This is a genomic window from Draconibacterium orientale, from assembly GCF_900111425.1.
In the GTDB taxonomy this organism is placed as follows: Bacteria; Bacteroidota; Bacteroidia; order Bacteroidales; family Prolixibacteraceae; genus Draconibacterium; species Draconibacterium orientale.
Map to the genome: position 1 here is coordinate 100,957 of NZ_FOHT01000004.1, position 15,055 is coordinate 116,011.

The following is a 15,055-nucleotide window of genomic DNA, read 5'->3' on the forward strand; positions in this document are numbered from 1 at the left end:
TCCGAACCCATCCTCCAAAATCATTTTATTCAATATTTGAAATTTGTTTATCGTCGAAATCCTTTCATCATACTTTTTTTGACTTATTTTTGTTCTCTTAAATAAGTACTGTACAAAAAAAATGAGTTTAGGAAAATTTATCACCAGTCGTGCTTTTGTAAGGCACCTGCTAATTGCCATTGGGCTTGTGGCGCTTCTCTTTTTTATCACCTTTAAAGGATTGCAACGATACACCCAACATGGCGTTTCTTATCCGGTTCCGGCATTAACAGGACTAAGTTTGGATGAAGCCACTGCCAGCGCCGAAGCCAATATGCTGCGCGTGGAAGTAATCGATTCGGTTTACAACAAAAATTTCGAGCCGGGCACTGTGGTCGATCAATTGCCGCTGGCCAATTCGCGCGTAAAAGAAAATCGTGTGATTCGCATTACCATAAACTCAAACGAGCCCGAAAAAGTTGTTCTGCCGCGCTTAACCGATATCTCGTTCCGCCAGGCACAGGTACTTATTGAAAGTGCCGGATTACAGGTGGGAAATATTTCTTATCAGCCATCGGAATACAACGACCTTGTATTAAAATCGCTGCAGGATTCGGTGGAGATTTTCGAAGGCAACAAAATCATTAAAGGCTCAGAGGTTGATCTGGTTGTGGGTCGCAGCCAGGGAAATATGCAAACAACTTTACCCAACCTCACCGGTTTTTCGTTGGAAGAAGCGAAATCGACCATTACCGACGCCATGTTGAATATGGGCGCTGTTATTTACGACGAAACTGCTGAAACTGCCAAAGACTCGGCCAGTGCAAGAATATGGAAACAACAACCAAATCCACAATTTACCAAACAGGTAAACCTGGGATCATCAGTTGATATCTGGTTAACCACCGACACTACAATTATTAATCAGGCTTACGAAAGAAATTTTTAATTCATGGAAGATTACAATCAGGAAAACGAAGAGCTGGAAGAGAACGGTTTATATGAACATTACCGTTTATCTGTCGATCCGGGGCAATCTCCCCTGCGCATCGATAAATTTCTTTCGAACAGGATCGACAATGCCTCGCGAAGCCGCATACAGGCTGCTGCCGACGCCGGAAATATTCTGGTGAACGGGAAACCCGTAAAACCCAACTACAAAATAAAACCCAACGAGGAAATATTGATCGTAATGGATTTTCCGAGGCGCGAGCTCAAGATTATCCCCGAAGATATTCCGCTGGATATTGTTTACGAAGACGATCAGCTGATCGTGATAAATAAACCACCGGGCCTTGTGGTACATCCCGGACATGGCAACTACACCGGAACGTTGGTGAATGCATTGGCCTGGTATTTTCGCGACCTTCCGTTGTTTAACAGCGAAGATCCGCGTCCGGGGCTGGTTCACCGGATCGATAAAGACACGTCGGGATTGCTGGTGGTTGCCAAAACCGAACTGGCAAAAAACAAACTGGCGCTACAGTTCTTCGAGAAAACCACCGAGCGTCGCTACCATGCATTGGTTTGGGGAAGCGTAAAAGAAGACGAAGGCACAATAACCGGGCACATTGGCCGCAGCCTGAAAAACAGGCAGGTTTTTACCGTATTTCCTGAAGGCGATTACGGAAAACATGCCGTTACCCATTACAAAGTATTGCGCCGAATTGGCTATGTTACGCTGGTTGAATGCCGCCTTGAAACCGGGCGCACACACCAGATTAGGGTGCACATGAAACACATAAACCACACGCTGTTTAACGACAGCAATTATGGTGGCGACCAGATTTTGCGCGGTACTACTTTCAGTAAATACCGCCAGTTTGTACAAAACTGTTTTAAAGTGCTGCCCCGCCAGGCGCTGCATGCCAAAACACTCGGGTTTATTCATCCAACAACAGGAGAAAAGATGTTATTCAATTCGGAATTGCCTGAAGACATGGCCACGGCAATTGATAAATGGGAAAATTATATAGCAAACAGAAATGAGTAAGAACAACAAGCCCCATATAGCGGTAATTGCCGGAGGCGATTCATCGGAATTTGTGGTGTCGGTAAAAAGCGGAGCAAACGTTTTAAAGGCTGTGGATACTGAAAAATTCACCCCGTGGCTGGTGCAAATGCAGGGGCTAAACTGGGAAGTTTTTCAAAACGAGCAGAAAATTGCCGACATCGACAAATCGGATTTTAGTTTTACCATAAACAACGACAAGATAAAATTCGATTTTGCCTACATCACCATTCACGGAACACCCGGCGAAGACGGGATTTTACAAGCTTATTTCGAATTGCTGAAAGTTCCCTACTCTACCTGCAGCGTTCACTCGTCGTCGCTTACTTTTAACAAGTGGTTTTGCAACAACTACCTGCGCTCGCACGGCATTAAAATGGCCGTCTCGAAAAAGTTCAAAAAAGGCGAAGCAGTTGATGCCGAAGCGATTGTTGAAGATCTGGGATTACCCATTTTCGTGAAACCAAATGCCGGAGGTTCAAGCTTTGGAATTACCAAAGTAAAAGAAACCGGCGCTGTTATAGCCGCCATTGAAAAGGCCTGGGAGGAAAGCGACGAGGCATTGGTAGAACAATTTATCGACGGGCACGAGTTTACCTGCGGCGCCGTTCGATTGAAAGAAGAAAAAGTGGTTTTCCCGGTTACCGAAGTAATTCCGCAAAATGAATTTTTCGATTTCGAAGCAAAATACACGCCGGGAGCTGCACAGGAAATTACGCCGGCAAGGTTGCCCGAACCGCTTTTCAAAAAATGCCAGGAACTGACTTCAAAGATTTACGACTTATGCGAATGTTCCGGAATCGTTCGAATCGACTTTATTTTGCAAGGAGAAGAGTTCTATTTCCTGGAAGTAAACACCACGCCCGGAATGACTGCCACCAGCTTTATTCCGCAGCAAATTAGCGCAATGGGAAGCACACTAAAAAGCATTATTACCCAAATAATTGAAGAAAAATTAGGCTAGAAAACTATCAACAATTGTGAATAGCGCGAGTTGATAAGAGAGAGCAGAATTTCTTGTAACAGGCAAGGTAAATTTCTATTTTTGATAGCCGCTAACAAAGAAGGTAGCGGTAAATTTTTATGCACACAGAAACAACATGGCACAACGAAAAAGAACCAATCAACAACAAAGCACAGTAGAACAAATTAACGCTCAATACGGACAATTGCCGCCTCAGGCAGTTGACGTTGAGGAAGCTGTGCTTGGGGCGCTAATGCTTGAGCGCGACGCGTATGTTACGGTTGCCGACACGATTGATTCAAACAGTTTTTACAAAGAGGAACACCGCAAAATATTCGACGCGATAAAGACCCTTTCGGGAAAGGAAAAGCCAGTCGATTTGCTGATGGTAACCCAGGAATTGAAAGACCGCAACCAGCTCGACGAGGTTGGCGGACCGGGTTACATTACCCAGCTTACCCGCCGTGTGGCGTCGGCGGCGCACATCGAATTTCATGCGCGTATTATTGCCCAAAAATTTATGCAGCGCGAGTTAATTCGTGTTTCTTCCGAAATTCAAACAAAAGCTTACGACGATACCATCGACGTTGACGACCTGATCGACTTTTCAGAATCGGCATTATTCCAGGTATCCGAAGGAAATATTAAGAAAGAGACTGTACCTATTAAACCCATCCTGAACCAGGCGGTGCTGCAAATTGAAGCTGCACGTAGCAAGCCTGACGGCTTAAGTGGTGTGCCATCGGGATTTACTGCGGTTGACCGGATTACTTCGGGTTGGGAACGCTCGGCACTGGTTATTCTTGCTGCACGTCCGGCAATGGGTAAAACAGCATTCGTACTGTCGATGGCCCGAAACATGGCTGTTGATCACCGTCAGGCAGTGGCTGTTTTCTCACTCGAAATGTCGTCGTTGCAGTTGGTTAACCGTTTGATTTCCGCTGAATCGGAATTGGGTGGTGAAAAAATTAAAACCGGGAAACTGGAAGATTACGAATGGGCACAGCTGAACCAGCGAATTAAAACGCTTGATGAAGCGCCTATTTTTATCGACGATACGCCTGCCCTTTCAATTTTTGAGTTCAGGGCCAAATGCCGCCGTTTGAAGATGCAGCACAACATCGATATTATCATTGTCGATTACCTGCAGCTGATGACCGCCGGAACCGATACCCGCGGAAGTCGTGAACAGGAAGTAAGTATGATCTCGCGATCGCTGAAAGCCATTGCCAAGGAGCTGGATGTGCCAATTATTGCACTGTCGCAGTTGAGCCGTGCCGTTGAATCGCGCGAAGGCAAACGTCCGCAGCTGTCCGACCTTCGTGAATCGGGAGCGATTGAGCAGGATGCCGATATCGTGTGTTTTATCCACCGTCCGGAGTATTTTGGTATTACCGAAGACGAATCGGGGAACTCGCTGCTGGGAATTGCTGAACTCATCATTGCCAAACACCGTAACGGTGCCACGGCCGATGTTCCACTGCGCTTCCAGAAAGAAATGGCACGCTTCTCCGATCTCGATCCGCAATTCGACTCGGGAGATTTCAGGCAGGAGGTTCAAACTTTTGGCTCATCGATGAATGAAGACGACGACAACCTGGCGGCCGGAATGTCGTCAAACAGCGGATTCGACAGCCATCATTCATCAACCAGCGATGCACCGTTTTAGGAAAGATGAAGGATGAAGGATAAATATTGAATGATGATTGAAGATTAACGATTGTAGATTTGAGATTTAGAATACGCGTACCCGATGAAATCACTTCTGAAAATCATAGTTCGTTAATCAGCATTCGAAAATCAAGTTGAAGGATGAAGGATATATATTGAATGATGATTGAAGATTAACGATTGAAGATTTGAGATTTACAATACTCGTAACCGATGAAACCTCTTCTGAAATCAAAAATTGTTAATCAGCATTCGAAAATCAAGTTGAAGGATGAATATTGAATGATGATTGAAGATTGCAGATTTGAGATTTGAGATTTAGAATACGCGTACCCGATGAAATTACTTCTGAAATCGAAAATCGTTAATCAGCATTCGCAAATCAACTTGAACCAATTGCCTGTTTTGCTGTACTAATACAAAAACAACATGCGCATACTCATAAAAATATTCCTGTTGCCGGTAATGCTTTTTATGGCATTGCAAGCCGGAGCCGTTTCGCTGCTCATTCCCATGGATGACGTGCAAAAGGATCACCTGAAATCGTACGGCATTGCCTATTGGGTGCTGGAGCAGGACATTGAGGTTAAATGGCTGCTTAACTACCGCGGAGGAAGTTTTTTAATGGAGCACTACCCCGAAATTGAAAATGAGTGTGTGATTCGGGGTGTAAGTTTCGAGCTGATAAGTGATGCACAGGCGACGGGAATTTTAAACGAAATTGCCCAGCCCGATGCAAACCAGGATGCCGTGGCCATGAACAAAGCACCGAAAATTGCAGTGTATTCGCCGCCCAACAAACAGCCCTGGGACGATGCCGTAACCCTGGTGCTAACCTACGCCGAAATTAATTACGATATTATTTACGACGAAGAAATACTGAACGGCAACCTAAAAGATTACGACTGGCTGCACCTGCATCACGAAGATTTTACCGGGCAGTTTGGCAAATTCTGGCGTTCGTACCAGCACATGCCGTGGTACCAGGAGGAAGTGAACATTAACAAACAGCTGGCACAAAAACTGGGTTTTCTGAAGGTGTCGGAAATGAAATCGTTTGTTACCCGCGAGATACAGCAATACGTTCAAAACGGAGGTTTTCTGTTTGCCATGTGCGCAGCTACCGATACGTACGATATTTCGCTGGCTGCGGTGGGTGTTGATATTTGCGAAAATATGTTCGACGGCGACCCGATGGAAGCCAACGTTGATGAGAAACTTGATTTCCACAACACCTTTGCCTTCGAGAATTTTACGCTGGAGAAAAGCCCGTATGTGTACGAGTTTTCGAATATCGATGCTACCGACCACCGCCATGTTGCCCGCGAAAACGATTACTTTACCCTGTTTGATTTTTCGGCCAAGTGGGACCCTATCCCCACCATGCTTTGCCAAAACCACCGCAACCTGATTAAAGGTTTTATGGGGCAAACAACAGCTTACCGCAAAGAGGTGCTGAAATCGAACGTGCTGGTGCTGGGCGAAAACAAACCGGCCAACGAGGCACGCTACATCCACGGAGAAAAAGGCAAAGGATTCTGGACCTTCTATGGCGGCCACGATCCGGAAGATTACCGCCACCTGATTGGCGACCCGCCAACCGACCTGAGCCTTCATCCCAACTCACCGGGTTACCGGCTTATTCTGAATAACGTGCTGTTTCCTGCGGCTAAAAAGAAGAAAAGGAAAACCTAAGCCGTTGGATGTTTTAAACCTTGAATTTAGTCTTTTACAGAACATAAGCTATATGCAATGCTGTAGCTATTACCCTTTTTTACATTAGTGCGTAACTTATGTTTTCCATCTGGTTTTTCTCCATGCTTTTTGTTCTTCCTTTGTGAAGAATGTCCAAGCTACAATCCGACTGGTTTTATTCCCGGTTCCCATGGGAATCGTTTTAATCTGACTAGCCTCAATTGCATTTAATGAATTATAAATTCCTTTTAGATTAGACTGTTTAGATACTAAAGTTGAAAACCAAAAACAGTTTTTAGAGAACTTTTTACTTTCCATAACCATTTTATGAATAAACTTAGATTCTCCACCATCACATATAAGTTCATTGCTAATTCCCGCAAAATTAAGTGTTGGGGCTTTTTCCTTTTTCCCTGAGAGGTTCTTGATTTTTCTTCGTGTTCCTTTCTGTGCATCTTCGAAAGAAGAATGAAAAGGAGGATTACATATCGAGCAATCGATTTTATCTTCACTACCTACTATTCCAATAAAAACATTTTTCCTGCTTTTTTGTAATCTACACTCAATCTTACCATTAAGCGAGGGATTAGAATTTACAATATTAATAGCTGATTTTATTGATTTAGGATCAATGTCAGACCCAATAAATTTCCAATTATATTCTGTAACTCCAATTAAAGGGTAAATACAACTAGCTCCTACTCCAACATCAAAGCAAGTAATTTTATCACCAAATGGTATTGTGCCAAAATTATTTTCAGCTAATAAATCCGCAATGTGGTGAATGTAATCTGCTCTGCCTGGAACCGGAGGACATAAATTCTCATCCGGGAAATCCCAGTTTTTAATACCGTAATAATAATTTAGTATTGCTTTGTTTAGAGCTTTTACTGCAACAGGATTTGAATAATCGATTGAATCATCGCCATATTTATTAGACCTTACATAATTTACTAATTCAGGATTGGATGTTATTAATGCATTTAAATCATATCTTTTCCTGTTTTTGTTTCGAGGATGTAACCTTGTTTTTTCTTCTTGTCTTTTTTCTGCTGACATGATTTATTATGGGTTTTTATATTCTATTTAAAATCCTAATTATGTAGAACATTTATGTTCGTAACTATGAAACTTACATTCTAATATACCACAAATCTGTACATGGCTAAAATAATTCATTTTGCTCGCCATCCTTTGATGGATTTGCAGTTTGTTATTTTAGAGATTCGGGATCAATGTATTTGGTAATTTTGGTTTTCTGGTTGCTTAAAAGTAATAAATACTAATTAATAGTATAAACCCCTTGTTACTAAATGTTACCAACTATTAATGAGCTGCCCCGTTGCATGCGAACGAGGTATCTCAATCCCAAATGAAGTTACTTATCCAATCAACGATAAAATTGTGGCCTACCTGCGTGCCATGGAAATTGTTGATGTAGAAACCCAGGGCACTTATGCCGGCACCTTAGCCTTCGTTATAGCCGAAAAAACAATGAAGCGGTTAAAAAGCGACGCAGAAAAAATGTAGTAGTAACAGAATAAAGTAAACTTCTGGGGTAAACAAAAATTAAAAGGGGACGTTGCCTGGTGCGCGTCTCCCTTTTTTGCGGCTATTTTCTGCTTCAGCGTAATTTTATATCTTTAAAGAGAACAATAAACAACAAGAAATGAAGAAATTATCAGTAACACTTTTACTTGTAATCGTTTGTATTGCGTTCGCGCAGGCCCAATACCTGAATTACGAGATTATAGAAAAAATGGATTATCTGAGAACCAACCAGATGACCACCAATAAACCAAGCCCTACAATTGCCCAGTATAAAATTGAAGGCTCGCCCTACCTCGACGATGCTTTTGTTAACGGCACTATTTACACCACTGCCAAAACCCAGGTGCCTGACGTTCCGCTTCGCTACAACATTTACAACGACAACCTTGAGTTTAAAACAAGCGATGGCACTATTCTGGAGCTGGCCCACCCCGAAACAGTTGAGCGGGCAAAACTGGGCGAAACCGAAATGATTTTTACCAATTACCTTACCACTACAAACAGTACCAGGAAGGGATTTTTTAAACTATTGGCAGAAGGCGATCTTACCCTATTGGCCAAACCTGATATTTTTTACCAGGAAGCCAAAGAAGAAGCCGCCTACAAAGAAGCACAGCCGCCGAAGTTTATTCCGAAACCCGACGAATACTACATGCAAAAGCCAGGAGCGCCGGCCATTAAGATCAGAAAAAGTAAAGATATGGATGAACTGATCGATCAGCACCAAAAAGAGATTGATGTTTATATCAAGAAAAACAAGATAAAATTTAAAAATGCCGAAGACCTGACACAACTTGTTGAGTATTATAACTCGTTGTAAGCCTATAACCTATTCAGCAGTTGACGTAAAGTAACCTGTTGAATAGCTTGTACGCAAAAAAATTGTCGCCCCAATTAATTTCATCGCGCTTAACGACCGATGCTGTAAAGTATCGGGGCTTTGCCCCTATTGATTTCACCGGACTGAAAGTTCGATACGTAATAGCGTAGTCAGCGAGAACTACGAATTAATCAGTCAATCGGTGTAACTAATTACAACATCAAACATTCATGATTCCCGGAAATCACCAACAATATGATGAAAGGACATCAATATTGTTTCACGCAAAGAAAAGAAGAAGCGCAAAATTCGCAAAGATATAGAATCTGTTTTGCGTGCTTTGCGAAAACTTAGTGATCTACTCTGCGTGAACTTTTTTGTTTTTACCAAAGTGACTTTTAAAAAAAAGAGCCACGGCATATTGCCGCAGCTCTCTGTATTTTATAATCTGACGTTCGATTAAACGTGATCTATTGAACACCGGTACGGGTATCCCACCACATTTGTTTTCCCCAGAAGTCGTCTGTTACTTCAGCAGCAAAAGAACTTGAGTTACCACCGTTCAATGTAAGCTCATTGTTCGGATAAGGGTAACGGAAAGGAGGTGTGTTATGACCTGTATAAGGAGAACCAGGAGCCACATAGTGTGTTGTTGGCACACCGGTTCTGCGGTACAACGACCAGGCTTCCATACCTTGTTTGAACAGGGCAATCCACTCTTGCCAGTAAATTTGCTCCAATGTTCCGTCGTAAGCAGCATCAGCAGCTAAATAAGCAGTGATATCGGCAGCTTCTACACCATTCTCTTCACAAGATGCGGTAACAGCAGCTTCGTATGCCTCTTCAGCACTCATACCAACATTGTATCCTTTTTGGGCAGCTTCAGCAACATGGAACATTACTTCGGCATAACGCATGAATGGAGAGAATCCGGCAGCGTCGTCTCTGTAAATAGCACCAATACGCGAAATAGTTGGTAAAGCAGGTTGTGCAGTAGCACCAATAGTAAATCCGCGGAATTCGCCATCCTCAGTTGCAGGTTTTGCAATAATCGATAATCTTGGGTCATTTAGATCCTTTAAAGCATCAATTAGAACATCAGCAACACCATGGTCATCACGACCTGTTCCATCTTCGTACCAAGTCTCCTGGTATGGAGTACTTCCAGGGTACCAGAAGAAAGCGTTATCATCGTTGCTATCCATAATTGGGTTAGCCGAAAGATTTCCCATAATGGTTTCGATGGTCGATTTTCCTAGTGGATCAACCTCTGAAATACGCATTGCCATACGCAAACGTAAAGAGTTACAGAATTTTTGCCATTTTTCAGTATCACCATCAAAAAGAACATCACCGTCGCCCAGGTTATCATTCGACCCTGAGTTAAGCAAAGTATTGGCTTCTTCAAGCGAAGCTAACATGGCAGGATAAATCTCTTCCTGAGTGTCATACGATGGAAGTAATACGCCATCCCCCAACTTAATTGACTCAAAATAGGGTATATCTCTCCATGTATCAGTCATAATCTGGAAGATCATTGCTTCCAAAATTTTAGCTACCGCCAACATATTGTCGGCACCGTCAGCTTCTGCTTTTTTACGGATTTCGTACAGGTTATTTAATTGAATATAACCATAGTACCATTTGTTTTCTACAGTACCCGGACGGAAAACGTAACGAGCTTCGTCGATGTACTGAATTTTTGCGATGTGGCCTCCGTAAGTAGAAGGCTCGTTCATATTGTTCCACGAATCGTAAAAAGTATCGGTATGGTAACGCAGCACCCAGGCCAGTACGTTTGTTGCCGGTGCGTCTTTGGCGCGGTCCGGGTCGGTGTTAATCTCCTCGAAATCATCGGTACATCCCACTACTAGGAAGGCCATGAGAAAACTAACTGCAAGTAATTTTCCTATTATATTTTTCATATCTATCATTTTTATTTTATCAATTGAATTTAGAACATCGCCCGAATACTTCCCTTTTCCTAAAAGGTTACGTATTATAACATGTGTTCTCATCTCTTGTTATGGTTTTAGAATTTCAAATTCAATTTAACACCAAAACTTCTTGATGAAGGAAGAGAAGTTGACTCAAGACCAACACCACCGTTACCTGAACCTGTTATGTTTTCAGGATCGATTTTTGCCATGTTTGAATCGTGCAACCACAGAATTGCCAGGTTGTTTCCAACCAACGATACCGAACCTCCTTTAATGAAGTTTCCACTACCAAAAAGCCCTTTAGGGAAATTGTAGGTAATATGTGCTTCGCGCAATTTACCATACGAACCATCGTAAACAGATAACTCGCGGTTACTATAGTACGACTCGAAGAAACTTTGAGCTGAAGTAGTAATATCGTTAGGCGAACCATCTTCTTTTACGAAAGTTTTATCGGTAAAGAAGTTTTGGCCAAGAACGATACCGTTTTCACGAACATCGCCTGTAGCAGTAAAACCAAGCTGACCACCATAAGCACCAAACATATTCGATACACTAAATATATCACCACCTTTACGCACTTCGATTAAGAAACCGGCGCTCCAGTTTTTGTATGAGAATTCGTTGCTGATACCGCCCATCCAGTCAGGGTTAACAGCACCTAATTTTTTAGGACCTTCTATTTTTGGTCTTCCGTTGCTACCAACGATAATAGCACCTTTATTTGCTCCTTCTTCAACGCGAACCATACCGTTTCCGTAAATTACACCCCACTCATCACCCGGGCGTGCTTCAACAGTAGTTCCCCACTGGCTACCAATCTGGTACGACTCAAGTTCCTGACCTGTATTAGGGTCGGTATAAAGCTCAATAATTTCTGATTTATCTCTTGCCCAGTTCAGCGTTACATCCCAGTTCAAACCATTACGTTTCTTCAGGATGCTTCCTGTTAACTGTACTTCAATACCTTTGTTGTTTATCTCACCGGCATTAACCAATGTTGCGTTATAACCGGTAGCTTTTGAGATTGAAACACTCATAATCTGGTCGGTAGTTGTTTTATCGTAGTACGCTAAATCAACACCCAAACGGTTATTAAAGAAGTTCGCTTCAAGACCAACCTCTGTAGTTTGAATATTTTCCGGCTTCAAACTAAGTGGAGGATATGTAGTTGCCTGAGAATACTGAGTTACACCATAAATAGTGCTTGAACTTGCAGTGAAATAAGGATCAGTTCTGTATGCACCTGTTGCTGCACCAACCTTAGACCAACCGCCGCGAAGTTTCAGGTACGAGATAGTGTTTGATTCAATATCAAATGCTTCAAGTGGCAAGAAACTCATACTTACTGCAGGGTAAAAGAAAGGATCCTCAATAGTTGAACTCCAGTCGTTACGTACACTTACATCTACATAAATAAAATTATCATAACCTAATGAAGCATTACCATACACACTGTTTGTGCGAACCCATGAGTGATCCATCCCAGTAGAAGGGCTACCACTAACATTCGAAACAGTAAACAAGTTTGGTACAGTTAACTGAGATGCTCCAAGAGCAGAACTTTCGTACTGCATATCGCGGTAGTTAGCACCTGCAAGTGCACTCAGGTCAAAATCACCAAAATTTATCTGATAAGAAGCGATAATGTCTGCATTTATTTCAGAACGGCTGATTTTGTCTTGATTAAAACTACCACCGTGGAATTCAGCATTTGATGCGCTCAAAATGGTTTCGTTTGAACCAGAATAAGTGACACGCATCATTCGCTGGCTGTAGTAATCCATACCTAAACGACCTTCGATAGTTAAACCGGTAACCGGTTTTACAAAAATAGATGCTTTACCAAATACCCTGTCTTTTTGCAATTCGTTGGTGTTGTTATTCAAACTCCAGTAAGGGTTGTTGTGGTAATTACTGTTCCAGTTGTATGGGAAACCATTGTCCATTTTGGTTTGCCAGTTTTCTTTCAGGTCAACCATATCGGCCTGACGACCGAACCACTGACCAATTGATTGCAACGGGTTACTTGCGTTGTACTCTGTTTGTACCAGGTTATCACTTTCGGTACGTGCATAGTTAATTGTGGTGTTAAACTCTACGTATTTATTCAAAGTTACTTTTGAATTAACACCGGCATTGTAACGTGTTAAACCAGTATTAGGCAATGTACCGGCCTGATCCATATAACCTAATGAAAAACGAGTACTTGAATTATCGCCTACCGAAGTAATTCCGATATTATGACTGGTTGTATGTCCAACAACGTATAAGTCTCTAATATTATCAGGACGAGAGATCCATGGAGTTGCAGTTCTGTTTCCACTACCGTCAACAGGGCTGTTGTATTGCGGAATATTTAAACCAATATCCAAACGTGGTCCCCAACTTTCGTCAACACCATCGTTTACACCATTACCAATACCATCGTAATACGAGAAACCCATACCCGGATCGAAACCTCCTGTTGCAAATTCCTGGTACGACATTTCAGGAGCATAGTACTGATGCCAAAATTCACTACCTAAGTAACCTTGTCCGTATTTGTTCTGGAATTCCTGGATACGTGATACCTGGTCGAAATTATAATTACCATCGTAGGTAACAGAAACACCTTTTGCGGCGCCTTTACCCGATTTTGTTGTAATAAGGATAACACCGTGTCCTGCACGCATACCATAAAGTGCAGCCGCAGCACCACCTTTTAGTACCGAGATATTTTCGATATCCTGTGGGTTAATATCATTCAAACCACTACCAAAGTCAACGTCGCCGGCAGTATGGTTTGAGTTTGAAATTGGAATACCATCCACAACAATAAGTGGTTGGTTATCGCCAAACGAGCTGTTACCACGAATAACAATACGTGAAGAAGCTCCAACCTGACCACCGGTTTGGTTAATCTGTACACCGGCAACTTTACCCGAAAGAGAGTTCATAACGTTAGGTGATGCTGCTTTTGTTAAAGCGTCGCTTTGTACACTTTGCGCACCATAACCCAGTGACTTTTTCTCTCTTGAAATACCAAGAGCTGTTACAACTACCTCGTCAACACCAATGGTCTGAGGTTGTAAAGTAACATCAACCGTAGAACCGGCAATGGCCACTTCTTCAGTTTTCATACCAACAAAACTGAACATCAGTGACTGTGCGTCTTGAGGTACTTTTATAGTATATTCACCATCAATGTTGGTGACTGTTCCTAATGTAGTACCTTTAACCGAAACCGAAACCCCAGGTATTGGCATATCGTCCTCAGCAGAAATAACCGTACCGGTTATTGTTTGCGTTTGAGCGAAAGCTACCAAATTACCCATGAAAAGGAGAATCGATAGAAAAATCGCAATTTTTTTCATAGAAATAATTTTAAGTTATTAATTAAAGCGCTATAAAAATTGTTTTTAGCATTTTTATTCATATTTGAGAAAAACCGGGAGGATTCAAGATTCTACGAAGGGTAATTGTGAGTAAATGTAGAGTGAGCACCTCCCGGTCATATTTTTTCAACATTTTTTCTATTGTTTCACTTTTGAGAACTCCTGTCTTTAAAAAGTAATTTTTCCTATTCCATTCCATTCATAAATATTTTTATGAATTAGAAAGTAAAATCTCTTTTCTAGTTTATTTAGCTCTGTTTGCTAACTGAAAAACCTTACTAATTGTTAATTTTTTTAACAGTTAGCCAATTTTACAGACCTATCCATCAACATTATTCATCCCCCCTAGCGAGCAATGTCAATGCAGAACATCAATCGGCAACTAAATTTTAAACCGATTTATATGGAACCTAAAATTTTGATTTAAGATCAAGTGAATGATACCCCCCTTCATAGAAACATTTTTAAGTAATAATTAAACAGCATTTAATTTTGTAATTTCTGAAAGGATTCCCCCAAATCCTTATACTCATCATTACCCCTCACAAAACAGAACTTTTAATTCTTTTTGACAATTACAAATATTAAAATAAGATTTGATTTTTTAAAGAAAGTGTAAGTTTTTTTTAAAATTAACTGTCAAATAGATAATAATCGAATTGCACTCCAATAGATAAAACCACCACACAAACACGCCCACACCCCTGTTTTTCTGCCTATTACAAAATAGGCATCGTCACATATGTTCTATTTTATCAATACATGATAATTATCACATAATTAACATACAAAAGAAAAGCCGGTATGAAAACCTACCAAGTGAGCATTAATTATTAACCTATAACTCTTTAACAGGATCCATAAGGGTTTCAAATGCTATTTACCCCATCAAATGCGGGTTTCCACAACCTCATCACCTTAACGAACAAAGGCAGCTTTCACATTCTCCATGTTCCGGTCTTACGTGCTTTATGTATAATACAGGCAGGTACTTTCCCCAATGCTTCTGTGCCATCCTTCTCATTTTGGTATCAGATTTCTATATTA

10 protein-coding genes are annotated in these 15,055 nt (G+C 41.6%); 7 read left to right on the plus strand and 3 right to left on the minus strand.

The annotated features are described in order from the left end of the window. Positions 1-121: 121 nt before the first annotated feature. From BMW53_RS03955 to BMW53_RS03975, 5 genes are all read left to right on the plus strand, one after another. Positions 122-928, plus strand: a complete 807-nt coding sequence (locus BMW53_RS03955) for a PASTA domain-containing protein (protein WP_051567851.1) — start codon at positions 122-124, stop codon at positions 926-928. 3 nt (positions 929-931) lie between these two features. Continuing rightward, positions 932-1,972 carry an RluA family pseudouridine synthase gene (locus BMW53_RS03960; protein WP_038558866.1) on the plus strand — a complete coding sequence of 347 codons (1,041 nt, stop codon included), beginning with the start codon at positions 932-934 and terminating at the stop codon, positions 1,970-1,972. After that, positions 1,965-2,954, plus strand: coding sequence for a D-alanine--D-alanine ligase (locus tag BMW53_RS03965; RefSeq protein ID WP_038558863.1), 990 nt, complete (start codon positions 1,965-1,967; stop codon positions 2,952-2,954). The genes BMW53_RS03960 and BMW53_RS03965 overlap by 8 nt, the downstream gene beginning before the upstream one ends. Positions 2,955-3,090: 136 nt before the next feature. Then, positions 3,091-4,623, plus strand: a complete 1,533-nt coding sequence (gene dnaB / locus BMW53_RS03970) for a replicative DNA helicase (protein ID WP_038558860.1) — start codon at positions 3,091-3,093, stop codon at positions 4,621-4,623. Between the two features lie 431 nt (positions 4,624-5,054). Further along, positions 5,055-6,320 (plus strand): hypothetical protein, encoded by a 1,266-nt coding sequence (locus tag BMW53_RS03975; protein WP_038558857.1) that lies wholly within the window; start codon positions 5,055-5,057, stop codon positions 6,318-6,320. Positions 6,321-6,416: 96 nt separating this feature from the next. Here BMW53_RS03975 and rlmF read toward each other — a convergent pair whose 3' ends face one another. Then, complete coding sequence (gene rlmF / locus BMW53_RS03980) at positions 6,417-7,379, minus strand: 23S rRNA (adenine(1618)-N(6))-methyltransferase RlmF (RefSeq protein ID WP_038558854.1); 963 nt, start codon at positions 7,377-7,379, stop codon at positions 6,417-6,419. Between the two features lie 270 nt (positions 7,380-7,649). Here rlmF and BMW53_RS03985 point away from each other — a divergent pair, with 270 nt between their 5' ends. Together BMW53_RS03985 and BMW53_RS03990 are read left to right on the plus strand one after the other, a co-directional pair. Continuing rightward, the gene (locus BMW53_RS03985) at positions 7,650-7,850 is read left to right on the plus strand and encodes a hypothetical protein (protein WP_038558851.1); all 201 of its coding nucleotides are present in this window, start codon (positions 7,650-7,652) and stop codon (positions 7,848-7,850) included. A gap of 139 nt (positions 7,851-7,989) precedes the next feature. Further along, positions 7,990-8,691: a hypothetical protein gene (locus BMW53_RS03990; RefSeq protein ID WP_038558838.1), complete on the plus strand. Its 702-nt coding sequence runs from the start codon at positions 7,990-7,992 to the stop codon at positions 8,689-8,691. Between the two features lie 470 nt (positions 8,692-9,161). Here BMW53_RS03990 and BMW53_RS03995 read toward each other — a convergent pair whose 3' ends face one another. Both BMW53_RS03995 and BMW53_RS04000 read right to left on the minus strand, forming a co-directional pair. Further along, complete coding sequence (locus BMW53_RS03995) at positions 9,162-10,616, minus strand: SusD/RagB family nutrient-binding outer membrane lipoprotein (RefSeq protein ID WP_038564721.1); 1,455 nt, start codon at positions 10,614-10,616, stop codon at positions 9,162-9,164. A 107-nt stretch (positions 10,617-10,723) separates the two neighbouring features. After that, on the minus strand, positions 10,724-13,987 hold the full coding sequence (locus BMW53_RS04000; RefSeq protein ID WP_038558835.1) for a SusC/RagA family TonB-linked outer membrane protein: 3,264 nt from the start codon (positions 13,985-13,987) through the stop codon (positions 10,724-10,726). Positions 13,988-15,055: the final 1,068 nt, after the last annotated feature.